This is a genomic window from Yonghaparkia sp. Soil809 (genome assembly GCF_001429705.1).
Classification (GTDB): Bacteria; Actinomycetota; Actinomycetes; order Actinomycetales; family Microbacteriaceae; genus Microcella.
Genome location: NZ_LMSV01000002.1, coordinates 618,700 through 638,759 on the forward strand (window position 1 = coordinate 618,700; position 20,060 = coordinate 638,759).

16 protein-coding genes are annotated in these 20,060 nt (G+C 71.9%); 6 read left to right on the plus strand and 10 right to left on the minus strand.

From position 1 onward, the window contains the following. Positions 1-23: 23 nt before the first annotated feature. On the minus strand, positions 24-890 hold the full coding sequence (gene map, locus ASG83_RS10420) for a type I methionyl aminopeptidase (protein ID WP_055860925.1): 867 nt from the start codon (positions 888-890) through the stop codon (positions 24-26). A gap of 33 nt (positions 891-923) precedes the next feature. Between map and ASG83_RS10425 the strand changes: the two genes are divergently transcribed. Further along, positions 924-1,109: a hypothetical protein gene (locus ASG83_RS10425; RefSeq protein WP_055860929.1), complete on the plus strand. Its 186-nt coding sequence runs from the start codon at positions 924-926 to the stop codon at positions 1,107-1,109. Between the two features lie 19 nt (positions 1,110-1,128). Here ASG83_RS10425 and panB read toward each other — a convergent pair whose 3' ends face one another. Next, a complete protein-coding gene (gene panB, locus ASG83_RS10430; RefSeq protein ID WP_055860931.1) occupies positions 1,129-1,980 on the minus strand; it encodes a 3-methyl-2-oxobutanoate hydroxymethyltransferase in 852 nt (283 codons plus the stop codon). 56 nt (positions 1,981-2,036) lie between these two features. Next, complete coding sequence (locus ASG83_RS10435; RefSeq protein WP_055860936.1) at positions 2,037-3,767, minus strand: NAD+ synthase; 1,731 nt, start codon at positions 3,765-3,767, stop codon at positions 2,037-2,039. Positions 3,768-3,823: 56 nt separating this feature from the next. Between ASG83_RS10435 and ASG83_RS10440 the strand changes: the two genes are divergently transcribed. Together ASG83_RS10440 and ASG83_RS10445 are read left to right on the plus strand one after the other, a co-directional pair. Further along, entirely contained in the window at positions 3,824-5,161 is a 1,338-nt protein-coding gene (locus ASG83_RS10440) for a glutamine synthetase family protein (RefSeq protein WP_055860943.1), read from the plus strand. A 30-nt stretch (positions 5,162-5,191) separates the two neighbouring features. Beyond that, positions 5,192-8,110 (plus strand): bifunctional [glutamine synthetase] adenylyltransferase/[glutamine synthetase]-adenylyl-L-tyrosine phosphorylase, encoded by a 2,919-nt coding sequence (locus tag ASG83_RS10445; protein WP_055860946.1) that lies wholly within the window; start codon positions 5,192-5,194, stop codon positions 8,108-8,110. A 90-nt stretch (positions 8,111-8,200) separates the two neighbouring features. On the opposite strand, the gene glnA is transcribed toward ASG83_RS10445, so the two are convergent. From glnA to lipB, 3 genes are all read right to left on the minus strand, one after another. Beyond that, positions 8,201-9,625 carry a type I glutamate--ammonia ligase gene (gene glnA, locus ASG83_RS10450; protein WP_055860947.1) on the minus strand — a complete coding sequence of 475 codons (1,425 nt, stop codon included), beginning with the start codon at positions 9,623-9,625 and terminating at the stop codon, positions 8,201-8,203. Between the two features lie 140 nt (positions 9,626-9,765). Continuing rightward, a complete protein-coding gene (gene lipA / locus ASG83_RS10455; protein WP_235451455.1) occupies positions 9,766-10,782 on the minus strand; it encodes a lipoyl synthase in 1,017 nt (338 codons plus the stop codon). Continuing rightward, positions 10,779-11,444 (minus strand): lipoyl(octanoyl) transferase LipB, encoded by a 666-nt coding sequence (gene lipB / locus ASG83_RS10460; protein WP_055860949.1) that lies wholly within the window; start codon positions 11,442-11,444, stop codon positions 10,779-10,781. The genes lipA and lipB overlap by 4 nt, the downstream gene beginning before the upstream one ends. 99 nt (positions 11,445-11,543) lie before the next feature. Here lipB and ASG83_RS10465 point away from each other — a divergent pair, with 99 nt between their 5' ends. Next, entirely contained in the window at positions 11,544-11,948 is a 405-nt protein-coding gene (locus ASG83_RS10465; RefSeq protein ID WP_055860951.1) for a transporter, read from the plus strand. A 3-nt stretch (positions 11,949-11,951) separates the two neighbouring features. On the opposite strand, the gene ASG83_RS10470 is transcribed toward ASG83_RS10465, so the two are convergent. Further along, on the minus strand, positions 11,952-12,659 hold the full coding sequence (locus ASG83_RS10470) for a DUF4191 domain-containing protein (protein WP_055860954.1): 708 nt from the start codon (positions 12,657-12,659) through the stop codon (positions 11,952-11,954). 113 nt (positions 12,660-12,772) lie between these two features. Between ASG83_RS10470 and ASG83_RS10475 the strand changes: the two genes are divergently transcribed. Continuing rightward, positions 12,773-14,380 (plus strand): hypothetical protein, encoded by a 1,608-nt coding sequence (locus ASG83_RS10475; protein ID WP_055860957.1) that lies wholly within the window; start codon positions 12,773-12,775, stop codon positions 14,378-14,380. A 15-nt stretch (positions 14,381-14,395) separates the two neighbouring features. Here the strand turns inward: ASG83_RS10475 and sucB are convergent, their stop codons facing one another. The 3 genes from sucB to ASG83_RS10490 form a co-directional block, all read right to left on the minus strand. Then, a complete protein-coding gene (gene sucB / locus ASG83_RS10480; protein WP_055860959.1) occupies positions 14,396-15,955 on the minus strand; it encodes a 2-oxoglutarate dehydrogenase, E2 component, dihydrolipoamide succinyltransferase in 1,560 nt (519 codons plus the stop codon). Between the two features lie 47 nt (positions 15,956-16,002). Next, the gene (gene lpdA / locus ASG83_RS10485) at positions 16,003-17,376 is read right to left on the minus strand and encodes a dihydrolipoyl dehydrogenase (protein ID WP_055860962.1); all 1,374 of its coding nucleotides are present in this window, start codon (positions 17,374-17,376) and stop codon (positions 16,003-16,005) included. Positions 17,377-17,472: 96 nt separating this feature from the next. Further along, complete coding sequence (locus tag ASG83_RS10490; RefSeq protein ID WP_055860965.1) at positions 17,473-18,966, minus strand: leucyl aminopeptidase; 1,494 nt, start codon at positions 18,964-18,966, stop codon at positions 17,473-17,475. Between the two features lie 115 nt (positions 18,967-19,081). Here ASG83_RS10490 and ASG83_RS10495 point away from each other — a divergent pair, with 115 nt between their 5' ends. After that, the gene (locus ASG83_RS10495) at positions 19,082-20,008 is read left to right on the plus strand and encodes a proteasome assembly chaperone family protein (RefSeq protein WP_055860969.1); all 927 of its coding nucleotides are present in this window, start codon (positions 19,082-19,084) and stop codon (positions 20,006-20,008) included. Positions 20,009-20,060: the final 52 nt, after the last annotated feature.

Consider the following 20,060-nt stretch of genomic DNA (forward strand, 5'->3'; position numbering starts at 1 on the left):
TTCCTTCGGGCGGTCGGTCGGCCTCACGGCAGCGTGAGGATCTCCGCTCCGCGCTCGGTGACGACGAGCGTGTGCTCGAACTGCGCGCTGAGCGAGCGGTCCTTCGTCGTGACGGTCCAGTCGTCGGGCCAGAGATCCCACTCGATCGAGCCGAGCGTCAGCATGGGCTCGATCGTGAAGACCATGCCAGGCTCCATGACCGTCGAGTAGTCGGGCGCGGCGTCGTAGTGCGGAACGATGAGCCCGCTGTGGAAGGACCGGCCGACGCCGTGACCGGTGAAGTCGCGCACGACGCCGTAGCCGAAGCGCTTCGCGTAGGCCTCGATCGCGCGGCCGATCACATTGATCTGCCGGCCCGGCGCGACGGCCTTGATGCCGCGGTTGAGGGCCTCCTGCGTCCGTTCGACGAGGAGCCGGGCATCCTCGCTCGCGGTGCCCGCGATGAAGGTCTTGTTGAGGTCGCCGTGGACGCCGTTCGCGAAGGCAGTGATGTCGATGTTGACGATGTCGCCGTCGGCGATCACGGTGTCGTCGGGGATCCCGTGGCAGATGACCTCGTTGATGCTCGTGCAGCTGGACTTCGGGAAGCCCCGGTATCCGAGCGTCGACGGGTAGGCGTCGTGGGCGAGGAGGAACTCGTGCGCGATCCGGTCGAGCTCGTCGGTCGTGATGCCCGGGCGGATGGCCTCGCCGACCGTCTCGACCGCCTGGGCGGCGATGCGTCCGGAGTGGCGGATGAGCTCGATCGTCTCGGCGTCGTGGACGTCGCCGCCGACGTGCGCGGCGGGAGAGGCCTTCCCGACGTACTCGGGGCGGGGGATGCCCGCCGGAACCTGACGCTGCGGTGAGAGCCGCCCGGCGATGAGGTGTCCGGACGCGTCGCGAGGCATAGGGTCGAGTCTACCGAGCGAGGGGAGACGGTCATGGCCGACGATCGAGCGCCGCAGTGGTGGTACAACCACCGGACGGGCGAGGTGGAGGAGGGGCCGCAGTCGCTGGGCTCCGACCGCGACGGCCCGTATTCCAGCCGCGAGGAGGCCGCGCGCGCTCCCGAGATCGCGCGCGAGCGCGCCCGTGCCTGGGCGGCGGAGGACGCCGCCGAGAGCTGAGCGCGGGGAAGGGCGGAGGCTAGTTCGCGCGCTCCTGCAGCGCCTGCTCGGCCGTGTCGTCCTCGTAGGAGTGATCGGCGTCGGGGTACGCGCCCGACTCGACGTCCGCGCGGTAGGCGAGCGCGGCATCCGTGAGCACCTGCCTCAGGTTCGCGTACTGCTTCACGAACTTCGGGATGCGCCCGCTCGACAGCCCGGCCCAGTCCGTCCAGACCACGAGCTGGCCGTCGCAGTGGGGGCCGCCCCCGACCGAGATGGTGGGGATGCTCAGCGCCTCCGTGACGCGGCGCGCGGCCTCCGCCGGCACCATCTCGAGGACGACCGCGAACGCCCCGGCCTCCTCGACGGCCTTCGCGTCGGCGAGCAGCACGTCGGCGGCCTCGCCGCGCCCCTGGATGACGTGGCCGCCGAGCCCGTGCTCGCTCTGCGGAGTGAAGCCGATGTGGCCCATGACGGGGATGCCCGCGGAGACGATGCGACGGATCTGCTCGGCCGAGCGCACCCCGCCCTCGAGCTTGACGGCGTGGGCGCCCGTCTCCTTCATGAAGCGGAACGCCGTGTGGAGCGCCTCGTCCGGGCCCGTCTCGTACGACCCGAACGGCATGTCGGCGACGACGAGCGCGCGCTTGACGCCGTGCACGACGCCGCGCGTGAGCGGGATCAGGTCGTCGATCGTGACGGGGAGCGTCGTGTCGTAGCCGAGCACGGTGTTGCCGGCCGAGTCGCCGACGAGCAGGAAGTCGATGCCCGCCTCGTCGAAGATCTGCGCCGTGAGCACGTCGTACGACGTGAGGCCGGTGATCTTGATGCCCTGCTCCTTCGCCCGGGCGAAGTGACGGGTGCGGACGCGCTTGAGTGCCTGCTCAGCCATGCGATCCAGCCTAGACCCGCGGCCTCGGCCACGACCCGAGGTCTCGGCGGCGCGGACTACTCGGTCGGCCGGTACGTGATCGGCAGTCGACGGTCGCGCCCGAACGCCATGCCCGAGATCTTCGGGCCGATCGCGCCCTGGCGGCGCTTCCACTCGGCGCGGTCGACGAGGCCGGTGATGCGGTGCACGAGGTCGTGGTCGTAGCCGAGACCGACGATGTCGTCCTTGCCGAGGTGGCGGGTGATGTACGCCTCGAGCACGTCGTCGAGCAGCTCGTAGGGCGGCAGGGTGTCCTGATCGACCTGGTCGGGGCGCAGCTCGGCGCTCGGCGGCTTCGCGATCGAGTTCTCGGGGATGGGCGGGGTCTCGCCGCGCGCGACGGCGTGCTCGTTGCGCCAGCGCGCGAGCTCCCACACGAGGGTCTTCGGGACGTCCTTGATGGGCGCGAACCCGCCGACCGAGTCGCCGTAGATCGTCGAGTAGCCGACCGCGAGCTCCGTCTTGTTGCCGGTCGTGAGCACGAGGTGGCCGTGCATGTTCGACAGGCCCATGAGGATGATGGCCCGGATGCGCGCCTGCAGGTTCTCGGCGGCGATGCCGTCGAGCGCGAGCTGGGCCTCGACCGGCGCCACGAGGTCGGCGATGGGCTCGACCGAGTAGTGCAGCCCCAGGCGCTCGGCGAGGTCGTCGGCGTCGGATCGGCTGTGGTCGCTGCTCCAGCGGCTCGGCATGCTCACGCCGTGAACGCCGTCGGGGCCGAGCGCGTCGACCGCGATCGCGGCGCACACCGCCGAGTCGATGCCGCCGGAGAGCCCGAGGATCACCGAGCGGAACCCGTTCTTCACGACGTAGTCGCGCACCCCCAGCACGAGCGCGTTCCAGATCTGCTCGCGGTCGTCCGGCAGCTCGGCCACGTCGCGGGGCAGCTCGGGCTGAGGCGAGTCCGCGGCCGCGATCGCGACGCGGGCGACCGCGGGCGGGAGCGGCGTGTCGGTCGCGGCCGCGGCATCCACGTCGACGACGAGCAGGTGCTCGGCGAACTGGGGCGCGCGGGCGAGGATGGCGCCGTCGCCGTCGACGACGACGCTGTCGCCGTCGAACACGAGGTCGTCCTGCCCGCCGACGATGTTGACGTACGCGACGACGGTGCCGGTCTCGACAGCGCGGCGGGTGACGAGCGGCAGGCGCACCTCGTCCTTGTCGCGCTCGAAGGGCGAGGCGTTGATGACGACGAGGAGCCCTGCGTCGGCCTCGAGCACGCGGCCGACGGGGCCGCCGTCGCGCCAGAGGTCCTCGCAGACGATGAGGGCGACGTCGACGTCGCGGATGCGCAGCACGAGCAGCTCGTCGCCCGGGATGAACACGCGGTACTCGTCGAAGACGGAGTAGTTGGGCAGGTGGTGCTTGGCGTACCGCGCGACGACGGCGCCGCGGTGGAGGACGCTCGCGACGTTCTGCGCGATCGCCGTCGGGGCGTTCGAGGTGCCGAGCTCGCGCGGCGGGTGCGGACCGTCGGGGTGGCCGATGATGACGACGAGCTCGCCGAGACCCTCGGCCTCGAGGCGGGCCGCGAGCTCGTGCGCGGCGCGGCTCGCGGCGACCAGGAAGGAGGGCCGCGAGGCGAGGTCCTCGATGGGGTAGCCGGTGAGCGCCATCTCGCCCATCGCCAGCAGATCGGCCCCCGCGGCGTGCGCCTCGCGGGCTGCCGAGAGCACCTGCTCGGCGTTGCCGCGGAGGTCTCCGACGACGGGGTTGGACTGGCCGAGTGCCAAGCGGAGACGGGGCATAGCCGGTAGCCTAACGCTGGGTCCTGGTGGCCCATCCGCCGTCGAGGAAGGGCCCCATGGACAAGCAGCGCGACTTCGTTCTCCGCACGATCGAGGAGCGCGGCGTGAAGTTCGTCCGGCTGTGGTTCACCGACGTCGTGGGCACCCTCAAGATGGTCGCGATCGCCCCCGCGGAGGTCGAGGGCGCCTTCGCCGAGGGCCTCGGATTCGACGGCTCGGCGATCGAGGGCTTCACGCGCGCCTTCGAGGCCGACGTGCTCGCGCACCCCGATCCGACCACGTTCCAGATCCTCCCGTGGCGCGGCGAGGTCGACCCGACCGCGCGGATGTTCTGCGACATCACGACGCCCGACGGCCAGCCCGCCGCCGCCGACCCGCGGCACGTGCTCAAGCGCGCGCTCGCGAAGGCCGCCGACCGCGGCTTCACCTTCTACACGCACCCCGAGATCGAGTTCTACCTGCTCAAGAGCAGCAAGTACGGCCCCGAGGGCCCCGAGCCCGTCGACTCCGCCGGCTACTTCGACAACGTGCCCGGCGGCACCGCGCACGACTTCCGCCGCCGTGCGGTGCGCATGCTGGAGGACCTCGGCATCTCGGTCGAGTTCAGCCACCACGAGGCGGGCCCCGGTCAGAACGAGATCGACCTCCGCTACGCCGACGCGCTCACGACCGCCGACAACATCATGACTTTCCGCACGGTCATCAAGGAGGTCGCGATCGAGCAGGGCGTCTACGCGACGTTCATGCCGAAGCCCCTCGCGAAGCACCCCGGGTCGGGCATGCACACGCACCTGTCGCTCTTCGAGGGCGACTCGAACGCGTTCTTCGATCCCGCCGGCCAGTACCAGCTCTCTCAGATCGGCCGCCAGTTCGTCGCGGGCATCCTCACCCACGCCCCCGAGATCACCGCCGTGACCAACCAGTTCGTCAACTCGTACAAGCGGCTGTGGAGCGGCGACGAGGCCCCGAGCTACGTCACGTGGGGCCACAACAACCGCTCGGCTCTCGTCCGCGTGCCGCTCTACAAGCCCGGCAAGGGCCAGAGCGCTCGCATCGAGTACCGCGGCGTCGACTCGGCCGCGAACCCGTACCTGGCCTACTCGCTCCTTCTCGCGGCGGGTCTGAAGGGCATCGAGGAGGGCTACGAGCTTCCTCCCGAGGCCGAGAACACCGTGTGGGCGCTCACCGAGGCCGAGCGCCGCGCACTCGGCTACCAGGCGCTGCCGGCGAGCCTCGACCGCGCGCTCAGCCTGATGGAGAACAGCGAGCTCGTCGCCGAGACGCTCGGCGAGCAGGTCTTCAACTACGTGCTGCTGAACAAGCGCGCGGAGTGGAAGGAGTACCGCGAGCAGGTCACGCCGTACGAGCTCAAGAGCAACCTCGAGATCCTCTAGCTCGCCGCGCGCTCCGCGCCCCCGCACACCATGACGCGCTCACCGCTGACGCTCTCATCCATCGCCCGGCTCGGGTTCACCGAGCTCAGCGACGCGCGCGCGGGCCTCGACGGCTACGAGGAGCACCTCGAGGCCTTCGGGCTCGCCGCCGACCCCGACCGCGCGCTGCGGTCGCTGCGGCGCCTCCACGAGCTGCATGGGGATGCCGTGGCCGCCGCCCTCGGCGACGCCGACTGGGCGAGGCGGCTGATCCGCGCTCTCGGCGCGAGCGACGGGCTGTTCGACTTCCTCCGCCGCCGTCCGGCTCACTTGACGGCGCTCCGCGACCCGCTGCCCGAGCCCCTGACGGCGCTCGGGTACCGCGACGACCTGCGGGCGGCGGTCGTGGCGAGCTCGGGTGACGCGGCGGTCATCGCGCTGCGCGTCCGCTACCGCCATCACCTGCTGCGTCTCGCGGTGTGGGATCTCGAGCACCCCGACCCGCTCGCCGCGATGCCGCGCGTGGGCGCCGCCCTCGCCGACCTCGCCGGCGCCGCCCTCGAGGCGGCGCTCGACATCGCCCGGCGCGAGAGCGCCTTCCCGGCCGAGGACGTCGCGCGGACGCGGCTCGCGATCATCGGCATGGGCAAGTGCGGGGCGAGCGAGCTCAACTACCTCAGCGACGTCGACGTCATCTACGTGGCGGAGGGCTCCTCCGGGCTGGAGACGGCGAGGGCGGTGGAGATCGCGACGCGACTGGCGCAGGCGACGGCCCGGGGCATCCAGGAGCCGGCGATCGAGCCGCCGCTGTGGGAGGTCGACGCGAATCTGCGCCCGGAGGGGAAGGACGGAGCGCTCGTCCGCTCGCTCGACTCGCATCGGGCCTACTACGCGCGGTGGGCGAAGGACTGGGAGTTCCAGGCGCTGCTGAAGGCCCGCCCGATCGCGGGGGACGAGGAGCTCGGCGAGGACTACCTCGGCGTGGTCTCGCCGCTCGTGTGGCAGAGCTCGCAGCGCGAGGGCTTCGTGGAGTCGGTGCAGGCGATGCGTGAGCGCGTGACCGCGCACATCCCCGCCGACGAGGTCGACGTGCAGCTCAAGCTCGGGCCGGGCGGGCTGCGCGACGTCGAGTTCACGATCCAGCTCCTGCAGCTCGTGCACGGGCACCTCGACGACTCGGTGCGGGCGCGCTCGACCATCGACGCCCTCGCGGCCCTCGCCGAGCGCGGCTACATCGGCCGCGCCGAGGCCGCCGAGTTCTCGAGCGACTACCGCCTCCTGCGGGTGATCGAGCACCGGCTGCAGCTCGACGGGCTGCGGCGCACGCACCTCATGCCGCGCGATCCGGAGAAGCTGCGGGTCATCGCCCGCGCGACGGGGTTCCTCTCGACGGCGGAGGAGCTCACGGTGCGCTGGCAGCAGACGCGCCTCGCGGTGCGCTCGCTGCACGAGCGCCTCTTCTACCGTCCCCTGCTCTCGGCGGTCGCCGCGCTCCCGGAGGAGGGCTTCGCGCTCACGAGCGCGCAGGCCGAGGCGCGGCTGCGCGCGATCGGCTTCGTCGACCCGCGCGGAGCTCTGCACCACATCGCGGCGCTCACGACGGGCGTCTCGCGGAGCGCTCAGATCCAGCGCACGCTGCTGCCCGTCATCCTGCAGTGGCTCGCCGACGGCGCCGACCCCGATTACGGCCTTCTCGCCTTCCGCCGCCTGAGCGACGACCTCGGCGAGGCGTACTGGTTCCTGCGGATGCTCCGCGACTCGAGCGGCGCCGCCCAGCGCCTGACGAGCGTGCTCGCCTCGTCGCGGTACGTCGGCGGGCTCTTCGAGCGGATCCCCGACGGTGCGGCGTGGCTCGAGAACGAGGAGGAGCTGAGGCCGCGTCCTCTCGATGCGCTGCTCGACGAGGCGCGCGCCACCCTGGCGCGCCACGCGGGCGACGTGGAGGGTGCGGCGAAGGCGCTGCGCACCGCGCGACGGAGGGAGATCCTGCGCACGGCCCTCGCGGGCATCCTCGACGTCATCACGATCGAGGAGCTCGGGGTCGCGCTCAGCGACATCACGACGACGCTGCTCACGGGTGCCCTCGCACTCGCGCGCCGCGACGCCGCGGGCATCGAGTTCGCGATCGTCGCCATGGGCCGGTACGGCGGCCGAGAGCTCGGGTTCGGCTCCGATGCCGACGTCATGTACGTCTACCGCGACGCGGGGGCCGGGGACGCGGCGCAGAAGCGCGCCGAGCTCGTCGTGCGCGAGCTCGTCCGTCTCACGGAGGACCTCCGCCTGCCGTTCGAGCTCGACGCGGGCCTGCGGCCGGAGGGCCGGAACGGCACGATCGTCCGCTCGCTCGACTCGTACCGCGCCTACTACGAGCGCTGGTCGCTCACGTGGGAGGCTCAGGCGCTGCTGCGCGCGGCCGTCATCGCCGGCGATGAGGCGCTCGCGGCCGACTTCACCGCCCTCGCCGACGGCGTCCGGTACCCGGCCGCGTTCGCCGAGACGGATGCCCGCGAGGTCCGCCGCATCAAGGCGCGAGTGGAATCGGAGCGGCTTCCCCAAGCGGCCGACCCCGCGCGGCACCTCAAGCTCGGCCGCGGCTCGCTGAGCGACGTGGAGTGGTTCGTCCAGCTCGTGCAGCTGCAGCACGCCGCCGCGACGCCGGGCCTGCGCACGCCCTCGACGCTGGGGGCCCTCGCGGCAGGCGTGGAGGCCGGACTCATCCCGGAGCGCGACGCCGAGCGGCTGCGCGATGCGTGGCTCATCGCCTCCCGCGCCCGGTCGGCGATGACGCTGTGGACGGCGAAGACCGCCGACGTCCTGCCGACCGACCGCCGTCAGCTCGACGGCGTCGCCCGGCTCCTGGGGTACGGGCCCGGGGGCGCAGCGCGTCTCGAGGAGGACTACCTCCGCACGACGCGCCTCGCGCGCCAGGTCTTCGAGCGCGGCTTCTACGCCGCGCCGCCGACCGCCTGACGAGCCCCGCAACGCCACGGCCCCGCAACGCCACGAGGGCCGCACCCGACGAATCGGATGCGGCCCTCGGGCGCTGTGGTGCAGGAGCGCTTAGACCGAGAAGTACAGCTCGTACTCGAACGGGTGCGGGCGCTGCGCGAAGGGGAGGAGCTCCTTCTCGCGCTTGTAGTCGATCCAGGTCTCGATGAGGTCCTTCGTGAACACGCCGCCCGCGAGCAGGAAGTCGTGGTCGGCCTCGAGCGCCGCGAGCGCCGCCTCGAGCGAGGCGGGAGCCTGCGGGATCGTCTTGGCCTCCTCGGGCGGGAGCTCGTAGAGGTCCTTGTCGACGGGCTCGTGCGGCTCGATCTTGTTGATGATGCCGTCGATGCCGGCCATCATCTGCGCGGCGAAGGCGAGGTACGGGTTGCTCGCCGCGTCGGGGGCGCGGAACTCGATGCGCTTGGCCTTCGGGTTCGTGCCCGTGATCGGGATGCGGATCGCGGCCGAGCGGTTGCCCGCCGAGTACACGAGGTTGACGGGCGCCTCGAAGCCGGGGATGAGTCGGCGATACGAGTTGACCGAGGGGTTCGTGAACGCCATGACCGCGGGGGCGTGCTTGAGCAGGCCGCCGATGTACCAGCGCGCGATGTCCGAGAGCCCGCCGTAGCCGGCCTCGTCGTAGAACAGCGGCTTGCCGTCGTTCCAGAGCGACTGGTGGGTGTGCATGCCCGAGCCGTTGTCGCCCATGAGCGGCTTCGGCATGAAGGTCGCGACCTTGCCCCACTCGGAGGCGGTGTTCTTGACGATGTACTTGAACTTCAGGATGTCGTCGGCGGCCGAGACCATCGTGTCGAACCGGTAGTTGATCTCGCCCTGGCCGGCGGTGCCGACCTCGTGGTGGCTGCGCTCGACCTCGAGGCCCGCCTCCATGAGCTTGACGACGATGTCGTCGCGCATGTCGGCGTGCTGGTCGACGGGGGAGACGGGGAAGTAGCCGCCCTTGTAGGGGGTCTTGTTGGCGAGGTTGCCGCCCTCCTCGACGCGACCGGAGTTCCACGCGGCCTCGCTCGAGTCGACCTCGTAGAAGCTCTTGTTCTGCTTCACCTCGTAGCGCACGTCGTCGAAGATGTAGAACTCGGCCTCGGGGGCGAAGAACGCGGTGTCGGCGATGCCGGTCGAGGCGAGGAACTTCTCGGCCTTCTTGGCCACCTGGCGCGGGTCGCGGCCGTAGATCTCGCCGTTGCGCGGGTTGTAGATGTCGAAGACCATGATGAGCGTGCGCTCGGCCCGGAAGGGGTCGACGTAGGCCGTCGACACGTCGGGGATGAGCTGCAGGTCCGACTCGTGGATCGACTGGAAGCCGCGGATCGACGAGCCGTCGAACAGCTGGCCGACGGTGAAGAAGTCCTCGTCGACGCTGGCAGCAGGGATGTTGAAGTGCTGCTGCACGCCGGGGAGGTCGGTGAAGCGGATGTCGAGGAACTTGACGTCCGTGTCCTTGATGAACTTCAGGACCTCGGAAGAATCACTGAACATGTGATGGTCTCCTGGGTAAGTACCGGACGGCTGCGAGCGCAACCGCGACTGACGTTACGGGGCGGGCGTTTCCCCGCGGTGTCCCGATTGTTTCGGGGATGTTACGCGCCGCGCTGGCCCGGCGCAGCGGCGACGGATGCTCAGCCCACGGCCTGGGCGAAGCCGGCGCTCGGCTCCGCGAGCCCGCGCAGAGCATCCGGGATCTCACGCCCCTTCGCGACCATCGACTGCGCCCACAGACGCCCCGCCCGGTAGCTCGAGCGCACGAGCGGGCCGGCCAGCACGCCGAGGAACCCGATCTCCTCGGCCTCGGCCTTGATCTCGACGAACTCCTCGGGCTTGACCCAGCGGTCGATGGGGTGGTGGCGCGGCGTCGGGCGCAGGTACTGCGTGATCGTGACGATGTCGGTGCCCGCGTCGTGCAGGTCGCGCAGCGCCTGGCTGACCTCCTCGCGCGTCTCGCCCATGCCGAGGATGAGGTTCGACTTCGTGATGAGGCCGAAGTCGCGCGCCTGCGTGATGACGTCGAGCGAGCGGTCGTAGCGGAAGGCGGGGCGGATGCGCTTGAAGATGCGCGGCACCGTCTCGACGTTGTGCGCGAAGACCTCGGGCCGCGACTCGAACACGACGCGCAGGAGGTCGGGGTTGCCGCTGAAGTCGGTCGCGAGGATCTCGACGCCCGTGCCGGGGTTGAGCTCGTGGATCATGCGCACGGTCTCGGCGTGCAGCCACGCGCCCTCGTCGGGCAGGTCGTCGCGCGCGACGCCCGTGACGGTGGCGTACCTCAGGTTCATCTCGCGCACGCTCTCGGCGACGCGGCGCGGCTCGTCGCGGTCGTAGTCGGCGGGCTTGCCCGTGTCGATCTGGCAGAAGTCGCAGCGGCGCGTGCACTGGCTTCCGCCGATGAGGAAGGTCGCCTCGCGATCCTCCCAGCACTCGTAGATGTTGGGGCAGCCGGCCTCCTGGCACACCGTGTGCAGCTGCTTCTCGCCGACGAGGGCGCGCAGCTCGGTGTACTCGGGGCCCATCTTCGCCCGTGTCTTGATCCACTCGGGCTTCTTCTCGATGGGGGTCTGCGCGTTGCGCACCTCGAGGCGCAGCATCCTGCGTCCCTCGCCGGGGTGGGTGGGGCTCGTGGTCGCGTCGAGGGCGGTCATGCGGGGACTCCTTGATCCTGGAGGGCGGGCACGCCGACGCGTGCGTGGACGAGCGGCGCGAAGTGCCGCTGGATGAGGGGGGCGACGTCGGCGGGCGTCACGGTGCGGCCGAGCTCGCGGCTCACGCTCGTGACGCTCGCGTCGGTCAGGCCGCACGCGATGATGCGCTCGTAGGCCTCGAAGCCGTTGGAGCAGTTGAGGGCGAAGCCGTGCATCGTGACGCCGCTCGCGACGCGGATGCCGATCGCCGCGATCTTGTCGGTGCCGCGCAGCCAGACGCCGGAGCGGCCCTCGACGCGTGCGGCGCCATCGACGCCGAGCTCCTCGAGCACAGCGATGAGCATCCCCTCGAGGGCGCGCACGTACGCGACGACGTCGACGGGCTCGGCGAGGCGCATGATCGGGTAGCCGACGAGCTGGCCGGGGCCGTGCCAGGTGATCTTGCCGCCGCGGTCCACATCGATGACGGGGGAGCCGTCGACGGGCCGCTCGTGCGGCTCGGTGCGCTTGCCGGCGGTGTAGACGCTCTCGTGCTCGAGCAGGAGGACGGAATCAGGCGCCCGGCCCTCGACGACGGCGGCGTGCCGTGCACGCTGCTGCTCGAGACCCGACAGATACGGCACGGAGTTGGCGCTTAGCCCCGTGTCGACGTAGTCGATCACGTCGTCAGTGTACGCCTGCGGCGCCGACGGTCATGCGAGTGGATGCTCCGCGCCTGCTGTGCGTGCTCGCCCAGCCGCACCCCGCCTAGGATCGGAGCCGTGCCCGAGACCCCGCCCGCCTTCCCGCAGTGGCCCGGCCAGCACCTCGGGCTCCCCGAGTCCGGGCCGCGCTCGATCGCCCGCTACGGTCGCCGGCTCGCGGCCGTCGCGATCGACTGGGCGCTCGCCGTCCTGCTCGCGGTGGCGTTCTTCCAGTACGACGCTCTCGTGCTGCAGGGGCTGTTCGTGCTGCTGCAGATCGTGCCGCTCGTGCTGCTGAACGCCAGCGTCGGCCATCTTCTGCTGGGGATGCGCCTCCAGCGCATCGAGGGCGGCGCGCTCGGGGCCTGGCGCCCGATCGTGCGCTCGGTGCTTCTGGGCCTCGTGATTCCCGCGCTCATCGTCGACAACGACCAGCGGGGGCTCCACGATCGCGCCGTCCGCACGATCCTGCTGCGCCGATAGGCGTCAGCGGGGCTTGGGCGCCCGGACCTTCGTCGGGTCGATGCCCTTGGGGATGGGCAGGCTGCTGCTCCGGCTGAGCGACACGAGCCGGTTGTTGATCGCGAGGACCTCGGCCTTGCTGATCGACTTCTTGAGGCGGTTGAGCGTCCTCGGCAGACGCTCCAGCGGAATGCTCTCGCCGTCCGGTCCGACGTGCAGGAGGTGGATGGGCACGTTGGGGATGATGCGCGCGACGTTGCGGCGCTCCTCCTCGAGCATGCGACGCGTCCGCGAGTGCGGGCCCTCGCCGATCAGCACGACACCGGGCTTGCCGACGGCGCGATAGACCGCGTCCTGCGACTTCGTGACGGCCACCGGCATCTCGCTCGCCTGCCAGGCGCGGCGCAGCGAGCTCTTGAGCACGGCGCCGACGGCGCCGGGCTGACCGGCGATCTGGCGGTAGGCGACGCGCTCGGCGCGGCGCCCGAGCACGATGAGCAGGCCAAGGATTCCGCCCAGGACGCCGGTGATGACGTAGAGCACGATGCCGATGACGTTGTCGTTGGAGAACGCGATCGCGAGCACGATGCCCGCGGCGATCGGCAGCAGCAGACCCGCGAGCATCAGCCACAGTGCGGCGCGGTCGTTCCGGATGGTCATGCGGAACACCTGCCACAGCTGCGTCATGCGACCGGGTTCCTTGGCGGGCGTGGATGCGGAGGGGCGGGCCATGCCTCCAGAATAGGGCCCGGCGCGGGTCGTCCCCTGACGGGCTTCACGCTCGTTCCTCCCCAGGTCGCACCGTTGCGGCGCGGATCCGCCGTGTCCCCGGCACCCTGACCGGCATGCCGCGCGCCCTCTCCTCGTCCGACCCGCACGAGCACCGCTCCGCATCGCTCCCCGCGCCCCCGTCATCGGGGCTGCCCGCAGCTCCGGGCGACCCCGCGGCGGTCGGGGGCTACCGCCTCGTGCGGCGACTCGACGAGGACGAGGCCGTCGTCACCTGGCTCGCCCGCGGCGGCGAGGAGACGGTGGTGCTCCGGGTCTTCCGGGATTCCGCACCCGATGCGCGCATCGACGCCGAGCTCGGCGCGCGCGAGCGGCTGCACGACGGGCACGTGCCCGAGCTGCTCGACGTCGCGACGTCGCGCAACGGCCGGCCGGTGCCCGTGATCGCCGCGGTGGTCGGGCCGCTCCTGAGCGACGTCCTGCCTCGAGCGACCAGCCCCCTGCGCGCCGGTCACGTGACGACGATCCTCGCCCCGATCGCGGCCCTCCTCGACGGGGCCCATGAGCTCGGGGTGACTCTCGGTCGCCTCGACGCCGCAGGCATCCGACTCGACTCCTCCGGAGCGCCCATCGTCGTCGCCCTCGGAGCGGCCGGCGTCGCCGCGCCGCTGCCGGAGCGCTTCCGCGATCGGGAGCCGGCCATCCGCGCGGATCGCGCCGCGCTGCGCGCCTTCGGCGACGCGCTCGCCGACCGCGTCCACGAGCGCGAGCGGGATGCGGTGCGCGCGGCTCTCGCGAGCGCCGGGGAGCCGCGCGCGCTCGAGCTCGCCCTGTTCGACTGCGCCGCGCCGCTCCCGCTGCAGTCGCTCCTCCAGGAGCCCGACGGGGACGACTCCCGGGCCGCGGAACTCCGGCGCTCTGCGCCGACACCCGCTCCCCGGGGTCAGGTCCCGGCAGAGCTCCCGACCTCTCGCCGGCAGACCCTCCCGGTGGTGCCGTCCGATCCTCCGGAGGTCGCGAGCGGAGTCGATCGGGTCTCCCAGGCGATCGGGCTCCCCGCCGGGCTCCTTCGGCCCGTGGGCGCGGCCCTGCGGTCGGCGCAGGGCGCGGTCGGGAGCAGGGTGCGAGCGAGTCGGGCTCTCGTCACCCGAGTCGCCGGTGGGCCCCGCCCGCGCAGGGGAGTGGTCCTGGTGGGTGCCGCGGGCCTCGTGGCCCTTCTCGCAGCGGGCGCCCTCGCCTCGGCCGAGAGCACGTCGGCGTCGTCGGCGCCGGGCACGCCGGCACCCCCGTCGGATCCGGCGGCTCAGGGCCGGCAGGCGACGCCGAGGCCCGCCGCATCGACCGCCGCCGCTGAGCAGCGAAGCGCTGCCGCCCTGCCGGAGTCGCTCGACGATCCCACGCCGGAGGAGTGGAGCCCGCTCGTCGGGGAGCTCGTCGACCGCTGGATCGCGTGCGCTCCGTCGCCGTCGGAGGACTGCGCGGCGTCGGTGGCGCACGCCGGCTCCTCGGCGCACGAGGCTCTGATGGCGGGCGCTGAGGCGACCGCATCGGTGGAGGCGCTGTCCGCGCTGCAGGAGTGGGCCGGCGGGGAGCGCACGCTCATCGTCGTGGATCGCATGGGCGCCGCAGCGCTCGTGGACCTGCTGGAGGCGGAGACGGCGACGGCCTCGCTCCTCGTGGTGAGGAGCGAGGCCGGGTGGCGCGTTCGCGCCGTGATGCCGTGAGGCGGACGGCGTCGGCTAGATGCCGAGGTCGCCGTCGAAGTCGGCCTCCTCCAGGCGCGCCTTGACGGCGCTGAGGAAGCGAGCGGCGTCGGCGCCATCGACGATGCGGTGGTCGTACGACAGGGCCAGGTAGACGGTCGACCGGATGGCGATCGCGTCGGTGCCGTCGACGGTCACGACCGCCGGCTTCTTGACAACGACGCCGGTGCCGAGGATGGCCACCTGCGGGAGGAACACGACGGGCGTGTCGAACAGCGCGCCGCGCGAGCCGGTGTTGGTCAGCGTGAACGTGCCGCCAGCGAGCTCGTCGGGCTTCAGCTGGTTGTCGCGCGTGCGCGCGGCGAGGTCCGCGATGTCCTTCGCGAGATCGGCGATCGACTTATCTCCCGCGTTGCGGACGACGGGGGTGAGCAGGCCCCGTTCGGTGTCCACCGCGATCGAGAGGTTCTCGGTCTCCGGGTAGACGATCGAGTCGCCGTCGACCGTCGCGTTGATGATCGGGAACGAGCGCAGCGCCTCGGTCGCCGCCTTCGCGAAGAAGGGCAGGAACGAGAGCTTGACGCCCGTCGCCTTCTGGAACTCGTCCTTCACAGCGGTGCGGAGGGCCGCGACCTTGGTCACGTCGACCTCGACGACCGTCGTGAGCTGGGCCGTCGACTGCATCGAGGCGACGGCGCGCTCCGCGATGACCTTGCGCAGCCGCGACATCTGGGTCGTCGTTCCGCGCAGCGGGGAGACCTCCGCGGCGGCCCGCGGTGCGGCGGTCGGGGTGGCGTTCGCGGGAGCCGCAGCGGACTCGGCGGCGGCGAGGACGTCCTGGCGGCGGATGCGGCCGCCGACGCCCGTGCCGCTCACGCTCGCGAGGTCGACGCCCTTCTCCTGCGCGAGCTTGCGCACGATCGGGGTGATGTATCCGGCGCTTCCGTTCGCATCGGATGCGTCAGCCGGCTCCGCGGCGGGGGTCGAGACGACGGACGGAGCGGCGGGGGCGGCCGCCGCCGGGGCCTCGGCCGCCGGCTGCGCGGCGGGCGCCTCCGTCGGCTGGGGCGTCTGGGGCGCGGGGGCCGGCGCATCCTGAACAGGTGCCTCCTGAACCGGTGCCGCCGGGGCGGACGCGGCGGACGCCTCGGCAGGGGCGGGTGCCTCGGTGGGGGGCTGAGCCGCTGCCTCGGGCTGCTCGGTGCTGGGCGCCTGCTCCGCCGGAGCGGCCTCGACCGGGGCCTCCGCCGCCGGCGCGGGCTGCTCGGCAGGAGCGGCTTCGGCCGCAGGAGCGGCTTCGGCCGCAGGAGCGGCGTCCGCGGGAGCAGCGTCAGCCGGCGCGGACTCGCCGCCGCCGCTGCCGTCTCCGATGCGGACGAGCGGAGTGCCGACCTCGACCGTCTCGTCCTCCGCGACGAGGATCTCCTCGATCACGCCGGCGACGGGCGACGGGATCTCGGTGTCGACCTTGTCGGTCGACACCTCCAGCAGCGGCTCGTCGACCTCGACGCGGTCGCCCACGTTCTTCAGCCAGCGGGTGACCGTGCCCTCGGTGACGCTCTCCCCGAGCGCCGGGAGGTTGACGGATTCGCTCATCAGTGATGCTCCTTTGGAAACCGGTGGTTGTTCAGCTTATGGGCGGATCAGATGCCGTGCAGGGGCTTGCCGGCGAGAGCGAGGAACGCCTCGCCGAGCGCCTCGTTCTGCGTCGGGTGCGCGTGGAGCAGGGGCGCGATGTCCTCGGGGTGGGCATCCCAGTTCACGGCGAGCTGCGCCTCGCCGATGAGCTCGCCGACGCGGGCGCCGATCATGTGCACGCCGACCACCGGACCGTCGACCACGCGGATCACCTTGATGATCCCGGAGGTCTCGAGGATGTGGCTCTTGCCGTTGCCGGCGAGGTTGTAGTCGTACGACGCGATCTGCGCCTCGCCGTACTGCTCCTTCGCCTTGGCCTCGGTCAGGCCGACCGACGCGACCTCGGGCTCGCTGTAGGTGACCTTCGGCACGTTGACGTCGCTGATGACGACCGGGTCGAGGCCCGCGATCTCCTCCGCGACGAAGATGCCGTGCTGGAATCCGCGGTGGGCGAGCTGCAGGCCGGGCACGATGTCGCCGACGGCGTAGACGCCCGGCACGTTGGTGCGGAGCCGCTCGTCCGTGAGCACGAAGCCGCGGTCCATCGCGACCCCGACCTCCTCGAATCCGAGATTGGCCGTCATGGGGCCGCGGCCGACGGCGACGAGCAGCAGGTCGGCCTCGATCGTCTCGCCGCTCTCGAGGGTCACGACCACGCCGTTGTCGTCCTGCGTGACGCCCTGGAAGCGCACGCCGAGCTTGAAGTCGATCCCGCGCTTGCGGTAGGCGCGCTCGAACTGCTTCGAGATCGCCTCGTCCTCGTTGGGGACCAGGTGGGGGAGCGCCTCGATGATGACGACCTCCGAGCCCCACGAGCGCCACACGCTCGAGAACTCGACGCCGATCACCCCGCCGCCGAGCACGGCGACCTTCTTGGGCACGTAGTCGAGCTGGAGGGCCTGCTCGGAGGTGATGACGCGGCCGCCGATCTCGAGCCCGGGGAGACTGCGCGAGTAGGAGCCCGTCGCGAGGACGACGTTCTTACCCGTGATCGTGTTCTCGCCGACCTGGACGGTCGTCGGAGAGGTGAGGCGCCCCTCGCCCTCGATCGTGGTGATGCCGCGCGCCTTGATGAGGCCCTGGAGGCCCTTGTACTTGCTCGCGATGATGCCCTCGCGGTACGCGGTGACGGCGGGGACGTCGATCCCCTCGAGCGTCGCGCGCACACCGAACCTGGCCGAGTCGCGGGCCGCATCGGCGACCTCCGCCGCGTGCAGCAGCGCCTTCGTGGGGATGCAGCCGACGTGGAGGCAGGTGCCCCCGACCTTGCTCTTCTCGATCAGACCGACGGTCATGCCGAGCTGGCTGGCGCGGAGGGCGGCCGCGTAGCCGCCACTGCCGGCACCGAGGATGACGAGGTCAAAAGTGTGTTCCGACACCGAGGAGACTCCCTTGAGGATTTCGTGCGGAGGCCGATCTAGACGGTGGCAGTCGACCTGGAGGGCGGCACGCGTCGCGCACCGCGGTCGAGCCTACTACTGACCGGCGAGCCGTTCAGCGAGCTTCACGAGCAGTCTCACCGTCACGCCGGACGGCCCCTTCGGGGTCCAGCCGTAGCCGGATCCGCCGTTGCTGGCGGGGCCGGCGATGTCGAGGTGCGCCCAGGGGATGCGCGGCGCATCCTGATCGTCACCGGTGCGTCCGACGAACTCCTGCAGGAAGACTCCCGCCAGCAGCATGCCCGCGGCCGTGTTGCCCGGCTTGGCGTTGGCGATGTCGGCGACCTCGCTCTGCAGGATCGAGCGCAGGTCGGCCGGGAGCGGCATCGGCCAGACGAGCTCGCCGGTCGCCGCCGCCGCCTCCTGGACGGATCGAACCAGATCGTCGGCGCCCATCACGGCGGCGTAGCGGTCGCCGAGCGCGACGCGGGCGGCGCCCGTGAGAGTGGCCACGTCGACGATCGCGTCAGGACGCTCCTCGCTCGCGGCGACGAGCCCGTCGGCCAGCACGAGCCGGCCCTCGGCGTCGGTGTTCAGGACCTCCACCGTGGTGCCGCCGCGGATCGTCAGCACGTCGTTGGGCCGCATCGCGGTGGACGAGGGGAGGTTCTCGGCGAGGCAGAGCCAGGCGGTGACCCGGATCGGCAGACCGAGCCGCGCGACGGCGAGCGCGGTGGCGAGGACGGTCGCGGCGCCGGTCATGTCGTACTTCATACCGACCATCGCGGCCGCTGGCTTGAGCGAGAGACCGCCGGAGTCGAAGGTGATGCCCTTGCCGACGAGCGCGAGGTGCTGCGTCGCGCCCTCCGGCGCGTAGCGCACGGCGACCAGCCGCGGCGGCCGCGAGGAGCCCTGACCGACGCCGAGGATCCCGCCGAAGCCGCCCTCCTGCAGCGCGGGAACGTCCCACTCCTGCAGCTCGACGGGGAGGCCCTCGGAAAGCTCGCGGGCGCGAGCCGCGAAGCTCTCCGGGTAGAGGTCGTTCGGCGGGGCGTTGACGAGATCGCGGACGGCCACGACCGCCTCGGAGACGATGCGCGCCCGCTCGAGCGCGGCATCCGCACCGTCGACGTCGGTCGCGAGCACGATCTCGGCCACGGGCGCGGGCGCGTCGCCCGAGCGGTAGGCGGTGTACCGGTACGCCCCGAGCGCGGCGCCCTCGAGCACTGCCTGGACGTCGGCACCGTCCGCGGTGGGGAGGGCGATCGCGAGGCGGGATGCCCCGCTCACGGAGCGCGCGGCGGTCCCGGCCGCGCTGCGCAGCGAGTCCGGGGTTGCGGGGCCCGAGCCCAGCCCGACGAGGAGCACGCTCCCGGCCGCGAGGCCCGCGGGCGCGACCTGGCGGGAGACCTCGTCGGCCGCTCCGGTCAGGCCCAGTGAGGCGAGCCCGGCTCCCAGGGCACCGAGCTCCTCCGCGAGCGGTCCCTCGACGCGCGGCCCATCTGCCCCCTTCACGACCCCGACGACGAGGACGTCGGCCTGGATCTCGCGGGCGGGCACGGCGGAGACGTGGAGAGAGGGAGGGGTCATGCGGGCAATCCTACGGGCGGCTCCTGGCCCGGATCGGGGACGCCAGGGGGCCTGTTCGCTCTCGGCAGGTCCTGTGCGGCGACCTCGCCCGGAGGCGCAGACCTACCATGGAGGCATGCGCGAACCCTCCTCTCTCTACTCCGTCGTCATGGCGGATCACGAGGTGCCGCGCGGGCTCCCGCTGGTCGCCGGGCTCACGGGCTTCGCCGACGCGGGGACCGCTGTCGGCCAGGTCACCGAGTACCTCCTCTCGACTCTCGACCACCGTGACGTCGTCGTCTTCGACAACGACGAGCTGCTCGACTGGCGCGCGCGCCGTCCCGTCCTCTTCTTCGACGAGACCCGTATCGCCGAGTACACGATGCCCTCGCTCGCCGTGCGCCTCATGACCGACGAGATGGGGGCGCCGTTCCTTCTGCTGAGCGGGTACGAGCCGGACTTCCTCTGGGAAGGCTTCACGCAGGCGGTGCGCGACATCATCGAGCGCTTCGAGGTGTCGAGCACCACGTGGGTCCACGCCATCCCGATGCCGGTGCCGCACACGCGGCCGATCGGCGTCACCGTGAGCGGCAATCGAGACGACCTCATCGAGGCCCTGTCGGTGTGGCGCCCGCGCACCCAGGTGCCGGGCAACGTGCTGCACCTGCTGGAGTTCCGACTGCAGCAGTCGGGGCACTCGACCGCCGGCTTCGTGCTGCTCGTCCCTCACTACCTCGCCGACACCGAGTTCCCCTCGGCGGCCGTCACCGCGCTCGAGAGCATCACCGCGGCGACCGGGCTGCTCTTCCCGACCGACCGGCTGCGCGAGGAGGGTCGCGAGTTCCTCGCGAAGATCGAGTCGCAGGTCGAGGGCAACACCGAGCTCGCCCGACTCGTGGGCACGCTGGAGGAGCGTCACGACAGCTACATGGAGGACAACCCGCTCCGCTCCCCGCTGACGGACGAGGACGGCGAGCTGCCCAGCGCCGACTCGATCGCCGCCGAGCTCGAGAAGTTCCTCGCGTTCCGCCGCCCGAGCGACGAGCCGCCGATCGTCGGCTGAGCGGTCGGGGGCCCCGTCCGCGGCGACGGGCCCGACCCGGCTGATCGGCCGC

Excerpts from the sequence above, each read along its gene's own strand:
- ASG83_RS10495 (WP_055860969.1), top strand. The coding sequence starts at position 19,082 with ATGCGCGAACCCTCCTCTCTCTACTCCGTCGTCATGGCGGATCACGAG.
- ASG83_RS10440 (WP_055860943.1), top strand. The coding sequence starts at position 3,824 with ATGGACAAGCAGCGCGACTTCGTTCTCCGCACGATCGAGGAGCGCGGC.
- ASG83_RS10490 (WP_055860965.1), bottom strand. The coding sequence starts at position 18,966 with ATGACCCCTCCCTCTCTCCACGTCTCCGCCGTGCCCGCCCGCGAGATC.
- sucB (WP_055860959.1), bottom strand. The coding sequence starts at position 15,955 with ATGAGCGAATCCGTCAACCTCCCGGCGCTCGGGGAGAGCGTCACCGAG.
- ASG83_RS10435 (WP_055860936.1), bottom strand. The coding sequence starts at position 3,767 with ATGCCCCGTCTCCGCTTGGCACTCGGCCAGTCCAACCCCGTCGTCGGA.
- glnA (WP_055860947.1), bottom strand. The coding sequence starts at position 9,625 with ATGTTCAGTGATTCTTCCGAGGTCCTGAAGTTCATCAAGGACACGGAC.
- panB (WP_055860931.1), bottom strand. The coding sequence starts at position 1,980 with ATGGCTGAGCAGGCACTCAAGCGCGTCCGCACCCGTCACTTCGCCCGG.
- ASG83_RS10425 (WP_055860929.1), top strand. The coding sequence starts at position 924 with ATGGCCGACGATCGAGCGCCGCAGTGGTGGTACAACCACCGGACGGGC.
- lipA (WP_235451455.1), bottom strand. The coding sequence starts at position 10,782 with ATGACCGCCCTCGACGCGACCACGAGCCCCACCCACCCCGGCGAGGGA.
- map (WP_055860925.1), bottom strand. The coding sequence starts at position 890 with ATGCCTCGCGACGCGTCCGGACACCTCATCGCCGGGCGGCTCTCACCG.
- ASG83_RS10445 (WP_055860946.1), top strand. The coding sequence starts at position 5,192 with ATGACGCGCTCACCGCTGACGCTCTCATCCATCGCCCGGCTCGGGTTC.
- ASG83_RS10470 (WP_055860954.1), bottom strand. The coding sequence starts at position 12,659 with ATGGCCCGCCCCTCCGCATCCACGCCCGCCAAGGAACCCGGTCGCATG.
- ASG83_RS10475 (WP_055860957.1), top strand. The coding sequence starts at position 12,773 with ATGCCGCGCGCCCTCTCCTCGTCCGACCCGCACGAGCACCGCTCCGCA.